This is a genomic window from Nocardiopsis trehalosi NBRC 14201, from assembly GCF_001552555.1.
In the GTDB taxonomy this organism is placed as follows: domain Bacteria; phylum Actinomycetota; class Actinomycetes; order Streptosporangiales; family Streptosporangiaceae; genus Nocardiopsis_B; species Nocardiopsis_B trehalosi.
Genome location: NZ_BCRK01000119.1, coordinates 1 through 19,440 on the forward strand (window position 1 = coordinate 1; position 19,440 = coordinate 19,440).

The window sequence follows — 19,440 nt, forward strand, 5'->3', positions numbered from 1 at the left end:
GGGCCGGGCGCCGACCCGCCGCCGGTGTCGGCCACGGCGCGAACGCCCTGCTCACAGGCGGGGTGAGATTCCTCGCGGCCCCCCGACACGTTACGATCGGGGGCCATGCCCGCACTTGACGCGAAAGCGATCCTGGAGGGCCGCCAACCCGGGCGGCGCTCCCTCGGCCTCACCGTCGGCATCTTCGTCAGCGTGCTCTGCATGCTGGCGATGATCGGCTACCTGCTCTGGTCGGGGCTGGCCACCGGCGGCGTCGCCGGCGTCGTGGGCTTCCTGATCAGCCTGGCCGCCGCGGTCATCCCGGTGGCGATCCTGGTGCCGCTCATCCTGCTGCTCGACCGGCTCGAACCCGAACCCGGGTCGGTGCTCACCTTCGCGTTCCTGTGGGGCGCGGGCGTGGCGGTGGTGGTGTCGTTCGTCCTCAACACCGCGGGCATGGAGCTGTGGGCGGTGCCGATGTTCGGCCCCGACGCCGGCGCGTTCATCACCACGGCCGTCGGCGCCCCGCTGGTCGAGGAGAGCGCCAAGGGGCTCGTGCTGCTCATCCTGCTGTTCCGGCGCCGCTACGAGATCGACTCCTACACCGACGGCGTCATCTACGGGGCGATGGTGGCCACCGGGTTCGCCTTCACCGAGAACATCCTCTACTTCCTCAGCGCCTACTTCGAATCCGGGTTCTTCGGGCTGGCGTTCACGTTCGTGCTGCGCGGGCTGGTGGCGCCGTTCGGACACCCCATCTACACCGCGATGATCGGTATCGGGGTGGCCTACGCGGCCGTGAACCGGGGCGGGGCGCGGCTGCTGGCCCCGGTGGCCGGGTGGTTCGCCGCGGTGCTGCTGCACGGGCTGTGGAACGGGTCGACCGTGTTCGGCTGGGTGGGGTTCGGCGTCGCCTACACGCTGCTGTTCTTCGTCCTGCTGTCGATCGTCGTCATCGCCGTGCAGGACCGCCGCCGCCAGGTCGCCGCGATCTCCTACTACCTGCCGCCCTACATCCCCACCGGGCTGGTCACCCCGGCCGACATCCGGATGCTCAGCTCCATGGCCGGGCGGCGCGGCGCGCGCAACTGGGCGCAGCGCAACGCCGGGGCGCGCGGGCGCGCGGCCATGAAGGACTACCAGCTCGCGGCGACCGAGCTGGCGCTGCTGCACCAGCGACTCGACCGCGGCGTGGCCCGCCCGCACTGGGAGGGCCGCCGCGACGCGTTCCTCGCGCTCATGCACGCCGCCCGCGACGCGTTCCTGGGCCGGGTGCGGCGGCCGGTCACCCCGGGGTGGGCCACCACCCCCACCGACTCGGGGTTCATGAAGCGGGCCGACTTCTCCGACGTCATCGCGCGGGCGCAGGCCCAGCGCGCGGCCGGCGGCGGGGCCCGCCCGGCTACGGGCGGGCGGCCGGGGTACGGTCCGGGGCGTCCGCCGGGCCCGCCGGCGCCGCCGCCGGCCCGCTGACCGCCACCCGCTCGGCGGTGCCGAAGTACACGCGCAGGATCGCCACCCACACCAGCGCCGAGCCCAGCACGTGCAGGACCACCAGGCCCTCGGGCAGGCCCAGCAGGTACTGGGTGTAGCCGACGACCCCCTGCCCCAGCACCACGGCCAGCAGCAGCAGCGCGGGCGTGCGCACCCCCGAGGGCGCGCGCCCGCGCAGGGTCAGCGCCACCATGGCGATCGCGCCGACCAGGACCGCCCAGGCCAGCACCGAGTGGATGCGGGTGACGACGGTGATGTCGAACCCGTAGCGGGGGGCGGCGGCGTCGCCGCCGTGCGGGCCGGTGCCGGTGACCACGGTCCCCGCCACCAGCAGCACGAAGCCCAGCGGGACCAGGGCGGCGGCGATGAGGCGGGGGGCGCGGCCCACGGTCGGCCGGAGTTCGCCGGGCGGCTCCTGGCAGCGCACGTAGAACGCCACGGTGACCACCACGACGACCATCGACAGCAGGAAGTGGGCCGCGACCGACGCCGGGTGCAGGTCGCTCCACACGGTGATGCCGCCGACGACGCCCTGGCCGAGGACGCCCAGCGGGATGACGGTCGCCATCGGCAGCAGGTCGCGGCGGCGCGGCCGCAGCCGCAGCACGGCGACGAACACGATGACCCCGACCGCCAGGACCAGGAAGGTCAGCGTCCGGTTGCCGAACTCGATGGCGGCCTGCATGGCGGTGTGCCCGGTGTCGACCGGGACGAAGCTGTCCTCGGTGCACTTGGGCCACTCCGAGCAGCCCAGGCCCGACGAGGTGACGCGCACGGTCGCGCCGGTGACGGCGATCCCGCTGTTGACGACGATGTTGCCCAGGGCCCACCAGCGCAGCGAGCGCGCGGTCGGGTGCCACGCCGTGCGGGCGAGGACCACCAGGACGGCGACGCCGACGACGGCGAAGGCGACCTGCCAGACCCACAGCGGAAGCGAGAGGATTTCGATGTCGTCCGCCGCCGTCATCACGGCCGGACCTGGGAGACCACGCATACGACACACTGTAGTAGAGCCGCCGCGGGACCCGATCCGGGGTGGGTCCCCGCGGGCGCGCAACGGCCCCGGCGGCCGGGGGTCGCCCGGCCGCCGGGGCCGTCAGCGCGGAGCCGTCCTGTGAGGGAGCGGGGAACTCACAGGCCGGACACGTTGAGGAGCAGGTTGACCGTGTCGGCGGGCGCGCCCGCGATCGTGTCGGCCGTGGCGTTGTCGGTGAGCCACGACTGCACCTGCCGCTGGTCGGCGCCGGCGTTGTCCGCCTTGTACAGCGCCGCGGCGCCCGCGACGTGCGGCGAGGCCATGGACGTGCCGTCGATGGTCTCCTCGGTGCCGCCGATCCAGGTGGAGGTGACGCCGACACCCGGCGCGTAGATGTCGACCGCCGGACCGAAGTTGGTGAACGACGCGGAGGAGTCGTCGTCGCCGGAGGCCGCGACCGCCATGACGCCCTCGGCGCGGGCGGGCGAGGTGTTGCCGGCGTCCTGGGACTCGTTGCCCGCCGCGACCGCCACGAACACCCCGGACTCGGCCAGGGCCGTGACCGCGTCGTCGAGGGCCTGCGAGGCGCCGCCGCCCAGCGACAGGTTGGCGACGGAGTTCTCGGCGGCGTTGCCGGTGACCCAGTCGACCCCGGCGACCACGTCGGCGGTGGTGCCGCTGCCGCTGTCGTCGAGCACTCGGACGCCGAACAGGTCGGCCTCCTTGGCGACGCCCCAGGTGGCCGAGCCGATGGTGCCGGCGACGTGGGTGCCGTGGCCGTTGCCGTCGACGCCGTCGCCGCCGGTGGCGTCGTAGGCGATCTGGGCCCGGCCCTCGAAGTCGGGGTGGTCGGGCTCGATTCCGGTGTCGATGACGTAGGCCGACACCCCGGCGCCGGTGGCGTCGGTGGCGTAGGTGTCGTCCAGCGGGAGCGCCGGCTGGTCGATGCGGTCCAGGCCCCACGTGGGGTTCTCCTGGGTGGCGGACGCCTCGACGGTGGCGACCTCCTCGACGAACGCCACGCCGGAGCGGCCGCGGACGTCGGTGAGCTGGTCGTCGGTGAGCTTCGCGGCGAACCCGCGCAGGGCGCTGTCGTAGTCGTGCAGCACGGACTCGGCGGCGATGCCGAAGTCCGCGGCGGACATGGTGCCCGCCGCGGCGGTCTGGTCGAGCACCACGATGTACTGGCCCTCGACGGCGGAGGAGCCGGCGTCGGCCAGGGGGGCGAGGTCGTCGGCCCCGGCGGTGCCCGCGCCGAGGGCGGCCAGCGGAAGGGCGAGAAGCCCCGCCGCGGTGGCCCGGAGGCCCGTCCGAGTCGGAGAGGGTCGATCCACGTGTCCTCCTGAACTGGAAGATGTCCCGGTGTCCCGGGGTGGGGACTCCGGTACCCGCGGTGCGTGTGTGCTCGCCGGGCACGCACGACCGTAGATCACTGATCAGCTCATTGTGAAGGTTCGTCACGTTGTGTGCTTGTTGCCGGTCGGTCGGCGCGTGTCGGCGTGTACACGGGAACTGCGGCCACGCGCGCGGTCGACCGGCCCGGCCTGGCCGCATGCGGCCAGGCCGGAACCCGGTGGATCACCAAGGGTGAAAGCGAATCGGGTGTCCCGGTCGGGGGGGCGACGGCACAGCCGCACCGCCCCGACCGGCACCTGCGCCGCCGGCGGCGGGTTCCGGTCAGCAGCGGTGCGGCGACCCCCGCTCCGACTCGCCGTGCCACCAGTACCCGTCGCCGTCGGCGGCCCCCGCGAGGGGGTCGCGCACCCGCTCCACCGCCGCGCCGCCGTCGCCGCGCCGCGTGCCGGGTCCGCCGCCCACCGCATCCAGCAGGTCGGCCGCGGTGTGCACCCGGCCGCCCGCGACCACCATCCGCACCGCCGCGGCGGCGTCGATGTCGGCGAGCGGGTCGCCCTCGACCAGGGCGATGTCGGCGAGCCGGCCCGGCTCCACGGTGCCCAGCAGGTCGCCCAGCCCGAGCCACCGGGCGGCGGTCCGGGTGGTCACCGTCAGCGCCTCGCGCGGGGTGAACCCGTACTTCACCATCGCCCGCATGTTCTGGTGCAGGCTGATGGCGGTGTCGTCCAGCGGCGCGTCGGTGCCGCCGATCAGCGTCCCGCCGCCCCGGTGCACGGCCAGGAGCATGGCGACCTGGCCCTTCAGCGCCTCGGCGCCGAGCCGGGCGTCGGGTCCGCCGGCGCGGGCGGCCGCGACCTTGTCCCGCAGGGCGCGGTACTCCCATTCGGGGAACAGCGTCCGGGTGCGCTCGTCGTCGGCCAGCGACGTGTCGTCGGCGTAGAGGGCGCGGGAGGTGAACAGGGTGGGGGTGAGCGGCAGCCCCGAGGCGGCGAACAGGCCGGTGGCGTCGCCGTAGGAGCGCCCCAGCCGGCTGACGGTGTGGGAGTAGCCCAGCCGGTTGGTCGCCCCGGTGTGCTCCATGCCGTCCATGCCCAGGCCGACCGCCGGGTACAGGTAGTGCGACGTCAGCGGCAGGTCCTCGGCGTGCGCCTGCGCGATGGCGTTGCGCTGCAGCTCCACGGGCAGCCGCACGTAGGTCTTCACCAGGTCGTAGTCGAGGGCGGCGGCCCGGCCCACCTCCAGCTCCAGTTGCGCCTCGTCGCGGGTGGGCCGCATGAAGTTGTAGTAGACCCGGCCGCCGTCGATCGCCTCGCCGGTGCCGAAGTAGCGGGGGCCGAGGGCGCGTCCGGCGTCGAGCGCCTCGCGGGTCTCCAGCATCCGGTAGGCGGGGTCGCCGGGGGAGCGCACCGACGTGATCCCGTAGGCCAGCCAGAGCGGCCCCTGCCGCGACCCCCAGTGCCGGCCGCGCAGGTGCCAGTGGACGTGCGCGTCGATCAGGCCGGGCATCGCGGTCAGGCCGGTGGCGTCGACCACCTCGGTGCCGTCCTCGCCCGACCGGTCGGCGCGCTTCTCGACGGCGGTGACGCGGTCGCCCTCGACCACGATGTCCACGTCGCGGCGGAGGCGGCGGCTCCGGCCGTCCCACAGCGCCCCCACCTGGAGCACGGTCCGCCCCTCGGGCCGGGCGCGGGTCCAGGTGAGCGGGACGTCCACGGTCGCGGGGCGGCCGCCCGCCGCCGGCACCCGGCGCAGCCGCCCGCCGCTGAGGTAGAGCAGGGTGGCGGAGTCGCCGCTCCAGCTCGGGGCGTCGGCGGCCTCGGTGGTGACGCGCTCGGGCTCGCCGGTGAGGGACCCGTCGCCGGCCACCGGCACCGTCCACAGCACCCCGTCCATGGTGAACGCGAGCCGGGAGCCGTCGGGCGCCCACACCGGGCCGTCGTCGCCGCGCGTGGACAGCGAGCGGTACGGCGCCGGCTCGGCGTAGTGGACGGTGCCGGAGTCCAGGTCCAGGGTGAGGATCTGGCTGGTGCCCTCGCGGAAGCGCGGCGAGCGCGGCCGCACCGCCGCCAGCGCGAGCACCCGGCCGTCGGGCGACCACGTCGGCCGACCGGGCTGGAACAGCGCCGCCAGGACCTTCCGGGCCGACCCGTCGCCGAGGTCGAGCACCCAGGTGGCGCCGTCCTGGTCCTGGTAGGCGATCCGCCGGCCGTCCGGCGCCCAGCGGGGGGCGGTCTGGGCGCCGGCCAGCCGGGTCAGGCGCTCGTCGGTGCCGTCGGCGAGGTGGTGCCGCCACAGCGCGGGCGAACCGCCGCGGTCGCAGGAGTAGACCAGGGAGCCGCCGTCGGGGTGCCAGTCGGGGTCGGCGGCGAAGGACCCGTCCTCCACCACCGCGCGCGGCTCGCCCCCGAGGGGCATCACCCACAGCGCCCCCAGCGCGCCGAAGGCGACCTGGGTGCCGTCGGGCGAGAGCACCGGTCCGGCGACGCCGCGCACCGGGTGCGGGCCGGTGTCGCCGGGGTCGCGGCGCGGTCCGCGCGGGGCGGGGCGGCGGTAGTCCACGGCGGCCCGGAACGGGACGTCGGCGGGGGAGCGGCCGGGGCGGTGCACCCGCACCCGCCCGTCGGCGGTGTAGAGCAGGCGGTCCGGCGCGAGCCAGGTGAGGGCGCCGGGGAACACGTCCTCGCCGTCGGTGGCGGCCTCGCCGCCGACCACCAGGTCGACGGTGTCGGCGTGCGCGCGCACGTAGGCCAGCGTCGTGCCGTCGTCGGCCAGCACCGGGGAGAAGACGGTGGTGTCGGCCTCGGCGGCGAGCAGTTCGCGGTCGCCGCCGCCCGGCGCGGTGGCGTGCACGGACGTGCCGCCGCGGGTGTGCACGACCTCGGTGCCGTCGGGCGACCAGCTGGGCATGGCGGCGGCGGGGCCGGTGCCGGGCAGCTCGGTGAGGTCGCCGGTGGCGGTGTCGTAGAGCCATACGGCGTAGTCGCCGCCGCGGTCGCTGGTCAGCGCGATGGTCGCGCCGTCGGGGGAGAACCGGGGTTCGCGGTGGTCGTGCGGGCCCTCGGTGATCCGCCGGGGCTCGCCGTCGGGCAGGTCCAGCGTGTACAGGTGGTAGGTGCCCTCGCGGTAGGACTGGAAGACCAGCCGGGAGGAGTCGGGGGAGAAGTGCGGACGGGTGGCGTCCTGCAGGTCGCCGGTGAGCCGCCGGGCCCGGCCGCCCTTCGCGGGGACCAGCCAGATGGCGGTGTAGAGGTCGAAGGCGATCCAGGCGCCGTCGGGGGAGGCCGTCGCGGAGATGTCGGTGCCCTCGGTGACGGTGATCCGGGGGCCGCCGGCGGGTTCGGCGGGCAGGGGCGCCGCCGCGGCGGCGGGGGCGTCGATCAGCCAGAGGGCGCCGCCGGCCAGCGCGGTGCGGCCGGTGGCGGTGAGCACCTCGCGCCGGGCCGGGCCGGGCTCGGTGGGGGAAGGGGACGGGTCGGCGGGGGGAGTGGGTCGGCTCATGCGTGCTCCACGGGGGTCGCCGGGGGGAACCGTTACCCGAGCACCCTCACCCATGGGCGCTCCGTGATCAAGGGGCCCCGCCGCCCCAATGGCGCGCGCGTGTCCCGCCCGTCACCCCGGCCGGTCGCCCGGGGCGCCGTCCGGGGCGTCCACGCCCGGACCTGCGCCGGGGCCGGGGTCGGGGGCCGGGTCGGCCGCCGCGGCCGCCGCGCGGGGGCGGCGGGTGGCGCCGACGCTGGCCGCCACGACGCACCCGATGGCCAGCCACTGCCACGGCGTCAGCACCTCGCCGAGGACGGCGAGCCCGATCAGCGCCGCCGCGGCGGGCTCCAGGCTCATCAGGATGCCGAACACCCGGGGCGGCATGCGGCGCAGCGCCTGCATCTCCAGGGTGTAGGGGACCACCGACGACAGCAGGCCGACGGCGACGCCGATCAGCAGCAGGTGCGGGTCGAGCAGGGCGGCCCCGCCCTCGGCGATGCCCATGGGGGCGATCATCACCGTGCCCACGACGCTGGCGACCGCCAGCCCGGAGGTGCCCGCGAACCTGCGGCCGGTGGCGGCGCTGAGCAGGATGTAGCCGGCCCACGCCGCCGCGGCCAGCAGCGCGAACGCCACCCCGGCCAGGCTGATCCCGCCGTCACCGCGGCCGAGCAGCGCCACGCCCGCTCCGGCGAGGACCACCCAGACCAGGTCGACCCTGCGGCGCGACCCGGCGACGGCCACGGCGAGCGGGCCCAGGAACTCGATGGTGACGGCGATGCCCAGCGGGATGCGCGCGAAGGACTGGTAGATGGCGTAGTTCATGGTGGCCAGGCAGACGCCGAAGGCGATCGCCACGAGCCAGTCGGCGCGGGTGCGCCCGCGCACCGCCGGGCGGGCCAGCACCAGGAAGACGACCGCGGAGGTGAGCAGCCGCAGCCAGACCACCGCGGCCGGCGGCAGCACGTGGAACAGGTCCTTGGCGATCCCCGCGCCCAGCTGCACCGAGACGATGCCCACGAGCACCAGCCACGTGGGCGGGATGGTGTCGCCCGCCGCGCGGAGCACTGCCGCCGCGTTGAGCGGGCGGAAGCGGGCCGGACCGGATGCGTTCGCCGCCGCGAGAGCACTCACGGGAAGCCATCCTATGATCCCCACTCCACCGGCGGGGGTCCGGCGGCGTAACCGCCGCCGCGCGGGGAATGACCCCTTCGTCCGTTCCCGAGCGAACCGAGGGGGCCATGGGCTTCTCCGTCACGTCCGAGGTCGGCCGGCTGCGCCAGGTCATCGTGCACCGGCCGGGCCTGGAGCTGTCCCGGCTCACCCCGTCCAACAACGACGACCTGCTCTTCGACGACGTGCTGTGGGTGCAGCGCGCCCGGGAGGAGCACGACGCGTTCGCCGCCCGGCTGCGCGAGCGGGGCGTGCGCGTGCACCTCTTCCACGAGCTGCTGCAGACCGTCCTCGACACCCCCGAGGCCAAGGCGTTCGTCCTCGACAACGTCCTGGACGAGCGCTTCTACGGCCCGATGGCCGTCGACGCCATCCGCTCGGCGTTCGAGGCCATGGGCACCGAGGAGCTGCGCCGGTTCCTCGTCGGCGGCATCACCAAGCGCGAACTCCTGGAGCGCATCGAGGAGCCGCGCTCGGTCTGGTTCCACACGCTCGACCACGACGACTTCGTCCTGGGCCCGCTGCCCAACCACCTGTTCACCCGCGACACCTCCTGCTGGCTGGGCAACGGGGTGTCGATCAACCCCATGCGCAAGAAGGCGCGGCGCCGCGAGACCATCCACTACGAGGCGGTGTACCGGTGGCACCCGATGTTCGCCGGCGCCGAGTTCGAGGTGTGGAACCCGGGGCGGGCGTGGGCGCCCGCCACCATCGAGGGCGGCGACGTCATGGCCATCGGCAACGGGTCGGTGCTCATCGGGCTGAGCGAGCGCACCCGCCCGCAGGCGGTGGAGCTGCTGGCGCACGAGCTGTTCGCCCGCGGCGGCGCCGAGCGCATCCTCGGGCTGTGGATGCCGAAGTCCCGGGCCGTCATGCACCTCGACACGGTCATGACCAACGTCGACCACGGCGTGTTCACCAAGTACGCCGGGCTGGGCATGCTGCCGTCGTACACCATCGAACCCGGCGACAACGAGAAGGAGCTGAAGGTCACCGACCACCCGCCCGAGGACATGCACCGCGCGATCGCGGCGGCCGCCGGGTGCGACGACATCCGCGTCCTCACCCCCACCCAGGACGTGTTCTCCTCGGAGCGCGAGCAGTGGGACGACGGCTGCAACGTCTTCGCCGTGGAGCCGGGTGTCGTGGTGGCCTACGAGCGCAACGTGACCTCCAACGCCTACCTGCGGCAGAACGGCGTCGAGGTCATCCCGATCGCGGGCAGCGAGCTGGGGCGCGGCCGGGGCGGCCCGCACTGCATGACCTGCCCCCTGGAGCGCGACCCCGCCTGACCCGGGCCCCGCGCGCGGGCGCCGGCTAGCCGGACCGGCCGCGCAGGCCGGCCGCGCCGTCCGCCGGGGCCCCGCCCCGGGGCGCGGCCGGCGCGCGCCGGGGCACCAGGGCGGCCAGCGCGAGCAGCCACGCGCCGGCCTCGACGGCCGGCTGGAGCAGGATCATCACCAGCCCCGCCTCGCTGCCGCGCGCCAGGCCGGTCGCCCGCTGCACGGCCAGCCACAGCAGCGGTAGCGCCGCGGCCACCACGTACACGCCCAGCCCGGCGGCGAGCAGCCCGCCGCGCGGCGGCCGCCGCCGCGCCACCAGGACGGCCCCGACCACGGCCACCACCGCGGGCGGCCCGAGGGTCCGGACCACCGCCACCAACGGCACTCCGATGATCTCCACGCCCCGACCCTAGCGGCCGGGCGCCGGGCCGCCGCCGGACGCGGCCCGGGTCACTCCCAGCGGAAGAGGCGGGCGGCCAGCGCGGTCCCGGCGGCGGCCCACAGCGCGAGCACGGCCACCGGGAGCAGGCCGGGCGCGGTGCCGTCGACCAGCACCGCGCGCAGCCCGCCGGTGAGGGCCGTGATGGGCAGCGCCTCCAGCACCGGCACCAGCGCGGCGGGGAACCGGTCGACGGGGAACAGCACCCCGCCCAGCCCCAGCAGCACGACGTAGACGAGGTTGGCGCCGGCCAGCGTGGCCTCGGCGCGCAGGGTCCCGGCCATGAGCAGGCCGAGCGAGCTGAACGCGGCGGTCGCCAGCAGGAGCAGCAGCGCCGCGTAGAGCGCGCCCACCGCCCCGCCCGCGGGGCGCCAGCCCAACCCGAACGCCACCGCGCACAGCACGGCGACCTGGAGCAGCTCCACGCAGAGCACCGCGGCGGTCTTCGCGGCGATCAGGCCGAACCGCGACAGCGGGGTGGCGCCGAGGCGCTTGAGCACCCCGTAGCGGCGCTCGAACCCGGTGCCGATGGCCTGCCCGGTGAACGCGGTCGACAGCACGGCCAGCGCCAGGACGCCCGGCGCCAGGAAGTCGACGCGCGCGCCGGTGCCGACGTCGATCACCGAGGTGAGGCTGAACCCGGTGAGCAGCAGCACCGGGATGACCATGGTCAGCAGCAGCTGCTCGCCGTTGCGCAGCATCAGCCGCAGCTCCATGGCGGCCTGGGCGGCGACCATGCGGTGCAGGGGGGCGGCCCCGGGGGCGGGGGTGAACGTGCCCGCGGAGGGCTGGCGATCGGTCATGACTCGCGGAGTTCCCGGCCGGTGAGTTCGAGGAAGACGTCTTCGAGGGAGCGGCGCTGCACGCGCAGCCCTTCGGGCAGGACCCCGTTGGCGGCGCACCAGGTGGTGACCGTGGCCACGAACTCCGGTCCGGGGCCGCCGGGGGCGTCGGTGAGGACGGCGTAGCGGTGCGGGTCGGCCGCCGTGGCGCCCGGCGCGGACTCGACCCGGCTGCCCGCGGGCAGCGCCGCCAGCAGGGACCCGGTGTCGAGACCGGCGGCGGCGTCGAAGCGCAGCTCCTGGCGGGCGTCGGTCAGCTCGTCGGTGCTGCCGTCGGCGACCACCCGGCCGTGGTCGATGATGACCACCCGGTCGGCCAGCCGCTCGGCCTCCTCCATGTAGTGCGTGGTGAGTACCACCCCGACACCGCAGGCCCGGAGTTCGCCGACGAGGTCCCAGGTGGCGCGGCGCGCCTGGGGGTCGAGGCCGGCCGTGGGCTCGTCGAGGAAGACGAGTTCGGGGCGGCCCACCACCGCCGCGGCCAGGGAGAGCCGCTGCTGCTGGCCGCCGGAGAGCCGGCGGAACGGGGTGCCGGCGGCGGAGGTCAGGCCGAGCCGCTCCAGCAGGTCCTCCGGCGGGACGGGTCGAGCGTGGAAGGCGGCCACCAGGCGCAGCCACTCGCCCGCCCGCGCGCCGGTGGGCACCCCGCCCGACTGCGGCATGACCCCGACCCGGGGGCGCAGCCGGGCGCCGTGGGTCGCGGGGTCGAGCCCGAGGACCCGGACCCGGCCGGCGTCGGCGCGGCGGAACCCCTCGCACACCTCGATGGTGGTGGTCTTGCCCGCCCCGTTGGGGCCGAGGAGCGCGGTCACGGCGCCGCGGCGCGCGGTGAACGACAGGCCGGCCACGGCGGTGGTGTCGCCGTAGCGTTTGACCAAGTCGGTGACCTCGACGGCGGCTGTCTCCATGGCAGCCCAGTCTAGGGTGGGCCCGTGCGGGGCGCGCACCGCCCCGCTGCGGGGCGGTGCCGCCCGAGGCGCGGGCGCGCCGGGCGGCGGCCCCGGTGGCCGGGGTCGGTGTCCGCATGGCGGGATCGAAGTCCCACTGAGTGGACGGCGGGCGGTGCGGCGTGCGCGTCGGCGGCGCCGGCGCGGACGCGAACCCCCAAGTGAGGCAAGGCTTGCCTTGGTGATCTATGGCATGCGTCACCATTTGCCCGCCGGGACTTATTTACGACACAATGATGTTGTGAAAAACGTGAGCGGACCCCAGCGAGCAGACGGAGGCGCCCAGCAGGGCGGTGCCCCGCGTGTGCCCGCGGGCGGCTCCGGTGCCGAACCCGGCACCCGCGCCCGCGTGGCGCGGCTCATCCTGGAGCACGGCCCGGTCACGGCGTCCACCCTCGGTGAGCGCCTCGGGCTGACCCCGGCGGCCATCCGCCGCCACCTCGACAACCTCGTGGCCGAGGGCATGGTCGAGGCCCGCGACGCGCGACCCCACGTGCGCCGCGGCCGCGGCCGCCCGGCGCGCGTCTTCGCCATCACCGAGGCCGGCCGCGACGCGTTCCACCACGGCTACGACGACCTCGCCTCCAGTGCCCTGCGCTTCCTGGCCGAGAAGGCCGGCCCGGAGGCCGTCAGCGAGTTCGCCCGCCGCCAGGTCGCCGACCTCGAACGCCGCTACCGCCCGCTGCTCGCCGCGGTGCCGCCCCAGCACCGGGTGCGGCTCCTCGCCGAGGCGCTGTCCAACGACGGATACGCGGCCTCGGCCGGCGACGCCCCCGCTCCCGGGGGCGGCGACCAGCTCTGCCAGCACCACTGCCCCGTGGCCCACGTGGCGACCGAGTTCCCCGAACTCTGCGAGGCCGAGGTCGAGGTGTTCTCCCGGCTGCTGGGTACGCCCGTGCGCCGGCTGGCCACCATCGCCCACGGCGACGGCGTGTGCACCACGCACGTCACCCCGCGCGGCATCGCGCCCGCCGGGGCGCGCGCCGAAGAGAACCAGGGCCCGCCCGAACCCCGTTGACCCGCGGGCGGGCCGCCAAAGAAGGACGTCTGTAGTCCAGGAGGATGATCCGCGTAATGACGTCTATCGCGCACCCCGAGCTCGAAGGGCTCGGAACCTACGAGTACGGCTGGGCCGACTCCGACGAGGCCGGCGCGTCCGCGCGCCGCGGCATCAACGAGGAGGTCGTCCGCGACATCTCCGCGAAGAAGAGCGAACCGGAGTGGATGACCGCGCTCCGGCTGAAGTCGCTCAAGCTCTTCGGGAAGAAGCCCATGCCGGCGTGGGGTGCCGACCTCTCCGGCATCGACTTCGACAACATCAAGTACTTCGTGCGGTCCACCGAGCAGCAGGCCACCTCCTGGGAGGAGCTGCCCGAGGACATCAAGAACACGTACGACAAGCTGGGCATCCCCGAGGCCGAGAAGCAGCGCCTCGTGGCGGGGGTCGCCGCGCAGTACGAGTCCGAGGTCGTCTACCACCAGATCCGCGAGGACCTGGAGGAGCAGGGCGTCATCTTCCTCGACACCGACACCGCCCTCAAGGAGCACCCCGAGCTGTTCCAGGAGTACTTCGGGTCGGTCATCCCGCCCGGCGACAACAAGTTCGCCGCGCTGAACACCGCGGTGTGGAGCGGCGGGTCGTTCATCTACGTGCCCAAGAACGTGCACGTCGAGATCCCGCTCCAGGCGTACTTCCGCATCAACACCGAGAACATGGGCCAGTTCGAGCGGACCCTGATCATCGTCGACGAGGGCGCCTACGTCCACTACGTCGAGGGCTGCACCGCGCCCATCTACAAGTCCGACTCGCTGCACTCCGCGGTCGTCGAGATCATCGTCAAGAAGAACGCGCGCTGCCGCTACACGACCATCCAGAACTGGTCGAACAACGTCTTCAACCTGGTCACCAAGCGCGCCGTCGCCTACGAGGGCGCCACCATGGAGTGGGTCGACGGCAACATCGGCTCCCAGGTCACCATGAAGTACCCCGCGGTGTACCTCATGGGCGAGCACGCCAAGGGCGAGACCCTGTCGATCGCCTTCGCGGGCGAGGGCCAGCACCAGGACACCGGGTCCAAGATGGTGCACTGCGCCCCCAACACGTCCTCCACCATCATCTCCAAGTCGGTGGCCCGCGGCGGCGGCCGCGCCTCCTACCGGGGCCTGGTGCAGGTCCAGGAGGGCGCCGACCACTCCAAGTCCACGGTGAAGTGCGACGCGCTGCTCATCGACACGATCAGCCGGTCCGACACCTACCCCTACGTCGACGTCCGCGAGGACGACGTCGAGATGGGCCACGAGGCCACCGTCTCCAAGGTCAGCGAGGACCAGCTCTTCTACCTGATGAGCCGCGGCCTGGACGAGGACGAGGCCATGGCGATGATCGTGCGCGGGTTCGTCGAGCCCATCGCGCGGGAGCTGCCCATGGAGTACGCGCTGGAACTCAACCGGCTGATCGAGCTGCAGATGGAAGGAGCGGTTGGTTAAGGTGACCAGCCCCAATCTCGGAATCAAGGAGCACTCCCACGGCGGGGAGCTCCCGATCTCCAAGCTGGACGTCCACGGGTCGTTCGACGTGGCCGACTTCCCCGTGCCCAACGGGCGCGAGGAGGAGTGGCGGTTCACCCCGCTGCGCCGGCTGCGCGGCCTGCACGACGGCCGCGAGATCGCCGACGGCGCCGTCACCGTCACGACCGACGCCCCCGCCGGGGTCACCGTCGAGACCGTGGCCAACGGCGACCCCCGCCTGGGCACCGCGTTCCTGCCCACCGACCGCGTCAGCGCGCTGGCCTTCCGCGACTTCGCCGAGGCCGTGGTCGTCACCGTGCCCAAGGAGACCGAGGCCGCCGAGCCGATCCACATCCGGATCGCCGGCACCGCGCAGGGCGACGCCTACGGCCACGTCCTGGTGCGCGCCGAGCGCCACTCCGCCGCCACGGTCGTCCTGGAGTACTCCGGCAGCGCCGTCTACGCCGACAACGCCGAGTTCATCGTCGAGGACGGCGCCCGGCTCGACCTGGTCAGCCTCCAGGACTGGGACCGCGACGCCGTGCACGTGTCGCACCAGTACACCAAGGTCGGCCGCGACGCCCGGTTCCGCAGCTACGTGGTCACCCTCGGCGGCGACCTCGTCCGGCTCTCCCCGAAGGTCGGCTACACCGGCCCCGGCGGCGACGCCGAGCTGCACGGCCTGTACTTCACCGGCGCCGGACAGCACCACGAGCACCGGTCCCTCATCGACCACAACGTGTCGAACACCCGCAGCCGCGTCGAGTACAAGGGCGCGCTGAGCGGCGACGACGCCCACGCGGTGTGGATCGGCGACGTCATCATCGGCGAGGGCACCCAGGGCACGGACTCCTACGAGTACAACCGCAACCTCGTGCTCACCGACAACACCCGGGTCGACTCCGTCCCCAACCTGGAGATCTTCACGGGTGAGGTCGAGGGCGCCGGCCACGCCAGCGCCAGCGGCCGGCTCGACGACATCCACCTCTTCTACCTCATGTCGCGCGGCATCCCCGCCGACGAGGCCCGCCGCCTGGTCATCCGGGGCTTCTTCGCGGATCTCATCAACCGCATCGAGATCCCCGAGCTCCGCGAGCGCATCATGGACGAGGTCGAGGAGAAGCTGCGCGAGCAGGCGGCCGTATGAGCACCGGCACCGGCGCGGCGGCGTTCCGGCGCGTGTGCGCGCTGGCCGACGTCCCCGACGAGGGGGCGCTCGGCCTGGAGGTCGACGACACCCCGATCGCGGTCGTCCGCAGCGAGGGCCAGGTCTACGCGATCAGCGACGTCTGCTCCCACGCCGAGGTCGCGCTGTCCGAGGGCGACGTCGAGGACGGCACCATCGAGTGCTGGCTGCACGGCTCGTGCTTCGACCTCGCGTCGGGCAAACCGATCAACCCTCCGGCGACCCGGCCGGTGGCCACGTACCCAGTGAAGATCGACGGCGACGACGTGCTCGTCTCGCTGGACAAGAATTCTTGAGGCTGAAACACATGACGAAGTTCGAAATCCGCGGGGTCCACGCCGATGTCCTCATCGGCGCCGAGGAGCGCCAGGAGATCCTCAAGGGCGTCGACCTCACCATCAACTCGGGCGAGACCCACGCCATCATGGGCCCCAACGGCTCCGGCAAGTCCACCCTCGCCTACGCCATCGCCGGCCACCCCAAGTACGAGATCACCGCGGGCGAGGTCCTGCTCGACGGCGAGAACGTCCTCGACATGAGCGTGGACGAGCGCGCCCGCGCCGGCCTGTTCCTCGCCATGCAGTACCCGGTCGAGGTCCCCGGCGTGTCGATGTCCAACTTCCTGCGCAGCTCGGTCACCGCGGTGCGCGGCGAGGCTCCCAAGCTGCGGGCGTTCTCCAAGGAGCTCCAGCAGTCCATGGGGAACCTCTCCATCGACTCCTCCTTCGCCGCCCGCGGCGTCAACGAGGGCTTCTCCGGCGGCGAGAAGAAGCGCCACGAGATCCTCCAGCTCGAACTCCTCAAGCCGAAGATGGCCATCCTGGACGAGACCGACTCCGGCCTCGACGTCGACGCGCTCAAGGTCGTCTCCGAGGGCATCAACCGGTCGCGGGCCACCGGCGAGGTCGGCGTCATGCTGATCACCCACTACACCCGCATCCTCAACTACGTGAAGCCCGACTTCGTGCACGTCTTCGCGCACGGCCGGATCGCCGAGTCCGGCGGCCCGGAGCTCGCCGACGCCCTTGAGGCCGAGGGCTACGAGCGCTTCGTGAAGGCGGGCGCGGCACAGTGACCACCCGCGAGCTGGGGCCGCTCGACGTCGAGGCGATCCGGGCCGACTTCCCCATCCTGGCCCGGACCGTCCGCGACGGGCGTCCGCTGGTGTACCTCGACTCCGGGGCGACCTCGCAGAAGCCCCGCCAGGTCCTCGACGCCGAACGGGGGTTCTACGAACGCCACAACGCGGCCGTGCACCGCGGAGCGCACCAGCTCGCGGAGGAGGCCACGGACGCCTACGAGTCCGCCCGGGCGACCATCGCGGCCTTCATCGGCGCCCGCGCCGACGAGGTCGTGTTCACCAAGAACGCCACCGAGGCCGTCAACCTCGTCGCCTACGCCATGAGCAACGCCGCCACCAGCGGCGCCGAGTACGCCCGGTTCCGGGTGGGCCCGGGCGACGAGGTCGTCGTCTCGGAGATGGAGCACCACGCCAACCTGGTGCCCTGGCAGGAGCTGTGCCGGCGCACCGGCGCCACCCTGCGGTGGTTCCGCGTCGCCGACAACGGGCGGCTCGACCTCTCCGACCTGGACGACCTGGTCAACGAGCGCACGAAGATCGTCGCGATCGCGCACCAGTCCAACGTGCTGGGCACGGTCAACCCGGTCCGCGAGATCGCCCGCCGGGCCCATGGATTCGGCGCCCTGGTGCTGCTCGACGGCGCCCAGTCGGTCCCGCACATGCCGGTCGACGTGGGTGACCTCGACGCCGACTTCCTGGTGTTCTCCGGGCACAAGATGCTCGGCCCCAACGGGATCGGCGTCCTGTGGGGGCGGCCCGAACTGCTCGCCGGCATGCCGCCGTTCATCACCGGCGGCTCCATGATCGGCGAGGTCTACATGGACCGCACCACCTGGGCCGACCCGCCGCAGCGGTTCGAGGCCGGGGTGCCCATGGCGCCCCAGGCCGTCGGCCTGGCGGCGGCGTGCGACTACCTGAGCGCCCTCGGCATGGAGAACGTGCTCGCCCACGAGCACGCCATCACCGAGTACGCGCTCAAGCACGTCGGCGCGCTGCCGGGGGTGCGGATCGTCGGCCCGCTCGACGCCGAGGCGCGGGGGGCGGCCATCTCGTTCGTGGTCGAGGGCGTCCACGCCCACGACGTGGGGCAGATCCTGGACGACCGCGGCGTCGAGGTGCGGGTGGGCCACCACTGCGCCTGGCCGCTGCACCGGTGCTACAAGGTGGCGGCCACCACGCGCGCCTCGTTCTACGTCTACAACACGGTCGCCGACGTGGACGCGCTGGTCGAGGGCGTCCAGGCGGCGCAGCGGTTCTTCGGCACCGCCCCGTCGGTCTGAGGGGGACCGCGATGCGAATGGACGACATGTACCAGGAGATCATCCTGGACCACTACCGCAACCCCCACAACAAGGGGTTGCGCGACCCGCACACCGGCGAGGCCCACCACATCAACCCCACGTGCGGCGACGAGGTCACCCTGCGGGTGGCCGTCGAACCCGCCGGGGGCGGCCTCGACGGGTCGGCGATCGTGCGCGACGTGTCCTACGACAGCATGGGCTGCTCCATCAGCCAGGCCAGCGCCTCGGTGCTGACCGACCTGCTGATCGGCCGGACCGTGGACGAGGGCATGCGCACCCTCGACGCGTTCACCGAACTCATGCACTCCAAGGGCCAGGGTGAGCCCGACGAGGACGTGCTGGAGGACGCGGTGGCCTTCGCCGGGGTCTCGAAATACCCTGCCCGTATCAAGTGCGCCCTGCTCGCCTGGATGGCGTGGAAGGACGCCACCGCGCAGTCCCTGGAGAAGAAGGAGGGCGCCTCATGAGCGACGACCCGACCACCGCCGGCCCGGCGGAGCCCGCCGAGGCCGCGGGCGCGGCCACCGACACCGCGGCGCCCGCCGCGGAGCCGGCGGTCGACCAGGCACTCGTCGAGGAGATCAACGAGGCACTCAAGGACGTCATCGACCCCGAGCTGGGCGTCAACGTCGTGGACCTCGGCCTGCTCTACGGGGTGAACGTCGACGCCGACATCATCACCCTCGACATGACCCTGACCAGCGCGGCGTGCCCGCTGACCGACGTCATCGAGGACCAGGCCGCCAGCGCGCTGGACGAGTTCGAGCGCGAGGTCAAGATCAACTGGGTCTGGATGCCGCCGTGGGGTCCCGACAAGATCACCGACGACGGCCGCGACCAGCTCCGGATGCTCGGCTTCAACGTCTGACCGCGCGAGCGGGCGGAAGGGGCCGGGGGCGCACGCCCCCGGCCCCTTCCCGTGTGCGCGGGCGCCCCGTTCCGGCCCGGGCGGGGTCCGGCGGAAACTAGGATGGCCCGCATGACGCAGCGCCCCGCGCCCGAGAGCGCGCCCGCCCCCGCGGCCTCCAGCTGGGAGTGCTCCCGGTGCGGCTACCACAACGAGGACTTCCGCACCAAGTGCCGCGTCTGCGGGAGCCTGGCGTGAGCGGACTGGACGACATCGAACTCGCGATGGTCACCTCGATGGAGAACATCGGCATGATCCAGCGCGGCAGCGTGTTCGCCCGCACCCACGTCGAGGTCATCACCCCCGACAACGTGCGGCTGCGGCTGCTCGCCACCCAGGTGCGGGCGTTCCTCGCCGGGGCGTGCGCCGAGCACCGGCGGCTCACCGGCACCTCCCACCCGCTGGAGGACCTGGTGGGCGACGCGTTCACCGGCACCGGACGCTGAGCCGGCGCGCGGGGCGCCTCCACCGGAGGCGCCCCGCGCGCG

Annotated in this window: 19 protein-coding genes; 12 read left to right on the forward strand and 7 right to left on the reverse strand. The window is 73.8% G+C overall.

Going from position 1 to position 19,440, the window contains the following annotated elements; translation table 11 throughout:
* Nucleotides 1-105 precede the first annotated feature (105 nt).
* A complete protein-coding gene (locus NT8_RS19105) occupies nucleotides 106-1,452 on the forward strand; it encodes a PrsW family intramembrane metalloprotease (protein WP_067971343.1) in 1,347 nt (448 codons plus the stop codon).
* Here the strand turns inward: NT8_RS19105 and NT8_RS19110 are convergent.
* The 4 genes from NT8_RS19110 to NT8_RS19125 all read right to left on the reverse strand — a co-directional run bounded on the left by NT8_RS19110 (nucleotide 1,382) and on the right by NT8_RS19125 (nucleotide 8,419).
* Nucleotides 1,382-2,467, reverse strand: coding sequence for a COX15/CtaA family protein (locus NT8_RS19110; protein WP_067971344.1), 1,086 nt, complete (start codon nucleotides 2,465-2,467; stop codon nucleotides 1,382-1,384). The genes NT8_RS19105 and NT8_RS19110 overlap by 71 nt on opposite strands.
* A 137-nt stretch (nucleotides 2,468-2,604) precedes the next feature.
* Nucleotides 2,605-3,783 carry a S8 family peptidase gene (locus NT8_RS19115; RefSeq protein WP_067971345.1) on the reverse strand — a complete coding sequence of 393 codons (1,179 nt, stop codon included), beginning with the start codon at nucleotides 3,781-3,783 and terminating at the stop codon, nucleotides 2,605-2,607.
* Between the two features lie 343 nt (nucleotides 3,784-4,126).
* Complete coding sequence (locus NT8_RS19120; protein WP_084469087.1) at nucleotides 4,127-7,303, reverse strand: amidohydrolase family protein; 3,177 nt, start codon at nucleotides 7,301-7,303, stop codon at nucleotides 4,127-4,129.
* Between the two features lie 111 nt (nucleotides 7,304-7,414).
* On the reverse strand, nucleotides 7,415-8,419 hold the full coding sequence (locus tag NT8_RS19125) for an EamA family transporter (protein WP_084469088.1): 1,005 nt from the start codon (nucleotides 8,417-8,419) through the stop codon (nucleotides 7,415-7,417).
* 107 nt (nucleotides 8,420-8,526) lie between these two features.
* Between NT8_RS19125 and NT8_RS19130 the strand changes: the two genes are divergently transcribed.
* Nucleotides 8,527-9,750 carry an arginine deiminase gene (locus tag NT8_RS19130; RefSeq protein WP_067971347.1) on the forward strand — a complete coding sequence of 408 codons (1,224 nt, stop codon included), beginning with the start codon at nucleotides 8,527-8,529 and terminating at the stop codon, nucleotides 9,748-9,750.
* 25 nt (nucleotides 9,751-9,775) lie between these two features.
* Here NT8_RS19130 and NT8_RS19135 read toward each other — a convergent pair whose 3' ends face one another.
* From NT8_RS19135 to NT8_RS19145, 3 genes are read right to left on the reverse strand one after another with little or no spacing between them, the layout of a single operon-like run.
* Nucleotides 9,776-10,141 carry a hypothetical protein gene (locus NT8_RS19135; RefSeq protein ID WP_067971354.1) on the reverse strand — a complete coding sequence of 122 codons (366 nt, stop codon included), beginning with the start codon at nucleotides 10,139-10,141 and terminating at the stop codon, nucleotides 9,776-9,778.
* A 50-nt stretch (nucleotides 10,142-10,191) separates the two neighbouring features.
* A complete protein-coding gene (locus tag NT8_RS19140; RefSeq protein ID WP_067971358.1) occupies nucleotides 10,192-10,983 on the reverse strand; it encodes an ABC transporter permease in 792 nt (263 codons plus the stop codon).
* Nucleotides 10,980-11,930: an ABC transporter ATP-binding protein gene (locus tag NT8_RS19145; RefSeq protein ID WP_067971360.1), complete on the reverse strand. Its 951-nt coding sequence runs from the start codon at nucleotides 11,928-11,930 to the stop codon at nucleotides 10,980-10,982. Before NT8_RS19145 ends, NT8_RS19140 begins: the two co-directional genes overlap by 4 nt.
* Before the next feature lie 289 nt (nucleotides 11,931-12,219).
* On the opposite strand from NT8_RS19145, the gene NT8_RS19150 reads away from it, so the two are divergent.
* The 10 genes from NT8_RS19150 (at nucleotide 12,220) to NT8_RS19190 (ending at nucleotide 19,398) form a co-directional block, all read left to right on the forward strand.
* A complete protein-coding gene (locus NT8_RS19150) occupies nucleotides 12,220-12,987 on the forward strand; it encodes a helix-turn-helix transcriptional regulator (RefSeq protein ID WP_067971364.1) in 768 nt (255 codons plus the stop codon).
* 56 nt (nucleotides 12,988-13,043) lie between these two features.
* Nucleotides 13,044-14,456 carry a Fe-S cluster assembly protein SufB gene (gene sufB, locus NT8_RS19155; RefSeq protein WP_067971366.1) on the forward strand — a complete coding sequence of 471 codons (1,413 nt, stop codon included), beginning with the start codon at nucleotides 13,044-13,046 and terminating at the stop codon, nucleotides 14,454-14,456.
* A 1-nt stretch (nucleotide 14,457) separates the two neighbouring features.
* Nucleotides 14,458-15,624, forward strand: coding sequence for a Fe-S cluster assembly protein SufD (gene sufD, locus NT8_RS19160; RefSeq protein ID WP_067971369.1), 1,167 nt, complete (start codon nucleotides 14,458-14,460; stop codon nucleotides 15,622-15,624).
* On the forward strand, nucleotides 15,621-15,959 hold the full coding sequence (locus NT8_RS19165) for a non-heme iron oxygenase ferredoxin subunit (protein ID WP_067971372.1): 339 nt from the start codon (nucleotides 15,621-15,623) through the stop codon (nucleotides 15,957-15,959). Before sufD ends, NT8_RS19165 begins: the two co-directional genes overlap by 4 nt.
* Before the next feature lie 11 nt (nucleotides 15,960-15,970).
* Nucleotides 15,971-16,738: a Fe-S cluster assembly ATPase SufC gene (sufC, locus tag NT8_RS19170; RefSeq protein ID WP_067971380.1), complete on the forward strand. Its 768-nt coding sequence runs from the start codon at nucleotides 15,971-15,973 to the stop codon at nucleotides 16,736-16,738.
* Entirely contained in the window at nucleotides 16,735-18,024 is a 1,290-nt protein-coding gene (locus tag NT8_RS19175) for a cysteine desulfurase (RefSeq protein ID WP_067971381.1), read from the forward strand. Before sufC ends, NT8_RS19175 begins: the two co-directional genes overlap by 4 nt.
* 11 nt (nucleotides 18,025-18,035) lie before the next feature.
* Nucleotides 18,036-18,512, forward strand: coding sequence for a Fe-S cluster assembly sulfur transfer protein SufU (gene sufU, locus NT8_RS19180; RefSeq protein WP_067971383.1), 477 nt, complete (start codon nucleotides 18,036-18,038; stop codon nucleotides 18,510-18,512).
* Nucleotides 18,509-18,913, forward strand: a complete 405-nt coding sequence (locus tag NT8_RS19185) for a metal-sulfur cluster assembly factor (protein ID WP_067971385.1) — start codon at nucleotides 18,509-18,511, stop codon at nucleotides 18,911-18,913. Before sufU ends, NT8_RS19185 begins: the two co-directional genes overlap by 4 nt.
* A 111-nt stretch (nucleotides 18,914-19,024) precedes the next feature.
* Complete coding sequence (locus NT8_RS31320; protein ID WP_281203495.1) at nucleotides 19,025-19,150, forward strand: zinc finger protein; 126 nt, start codon at nucleotides 19,025-19,027, stop codon at nucleotides 19,148-19,150.
* Entirely contained in the window at nucleotides 19,147-19,398 is a 252-nt protein-coding gene (locus NT8_RS19190) for a hypothetical protein (protein ID WP_067971391.1), read from the forward strand. Before NT8_RS31320 ends, NT8_RS19190 begins: the two co-directional genes overlap by 4 nt.
* Nucleotides 19,399-19,440: the final 42 nt, after the last annotated feature.

Excerpts from the sequence above, each read along its gene's own strand:
- NT8_RS19105 (WP_067971343.1), top strand. The coding sequence starts at position 106 with ATGCCCGCACTTGACGCGAAAGCGATCCTGGAGGGCCGCCAACCCGGG.
- NT8_RS19110 (WP_067971344.1), bottom strand. The coding sequence starts at position 2,467 with ATGCGTGGTCTCCCAGGTCCGGCCGTGATGACGGCGGCGGACGACATC.
- NT8_RS19120 (WP_084469087.1), bottom strand. The coding sequence starts at position 7,303 with ATGAGCCGACCCACTCCCCCCGCCGACCCGTCCCCTTCCCCCACCGAG.
- NT8_RS19130 (WP_067971347.1), top strand. The coding sequence starts at position 8,527 with ATGGGCTTCTCCGTCACGTCCGAGGTCGGCCGGCTGCGCCAGGTCATC.
- NT8_RS19140 (WP_067971358.1), bottom strand. The coding sequence starts at position 10,983 with ATGACCGATCGCCAGCCCTCCGCGGGCACGTTCACCCCCGCCCCCGGG.
- NT8_RS19145 (WP_067971360.1), bottom strand. The coding sequence starts at position 11,930 with ATGGAGACAGCCGCCGTCGAGGTCACCGACTTGGTCAAACGCTACGGC.
- sufB (WP_067971366.1), top strand. The coding sequence starts at position 13,044 with ATGACGTCTATCGCGCACCCCGAGCTCGAAGGGCTCGGAACCTACGAG.
- NT8_RS19165 (WP_067971372.1), top strand. The coding sequence starts at position 15,621 with ATGAGCACCGGCACCGGCGCGGCGGCGTTCCGGCGCGTGTGCGCGCTG.
- sufC (WP_067971380.1), top strand. The coding sequence starts at position 15,971 with ATGACGAAGTTCGAAATCCGCGGGGTCCACGCCGATGTCCTCATCGGC.
- sufU (WP_067971383.1), top strand. The coding sequence starts at position 18,036 with ATGCGAATGGACGACATGTACCAGGAGATCATCCTGGACCACTACCGC.
- NT8_RS19185 (WP_067971385.1), top strand. The coding sequence starts at position 18,509 with ATGAGCGACGACCCGACCACCGCCGGCCCGGCGGAGCCCGCCGAGGCC.
- NT8_RS31320 (WP_281203495.1), top strand. The coding sequence starts at position 19,025 with ATGACGCAGCGCCCCGCGCCCGAGAGCGCGCCCGCCCCCGCGGCCTCC.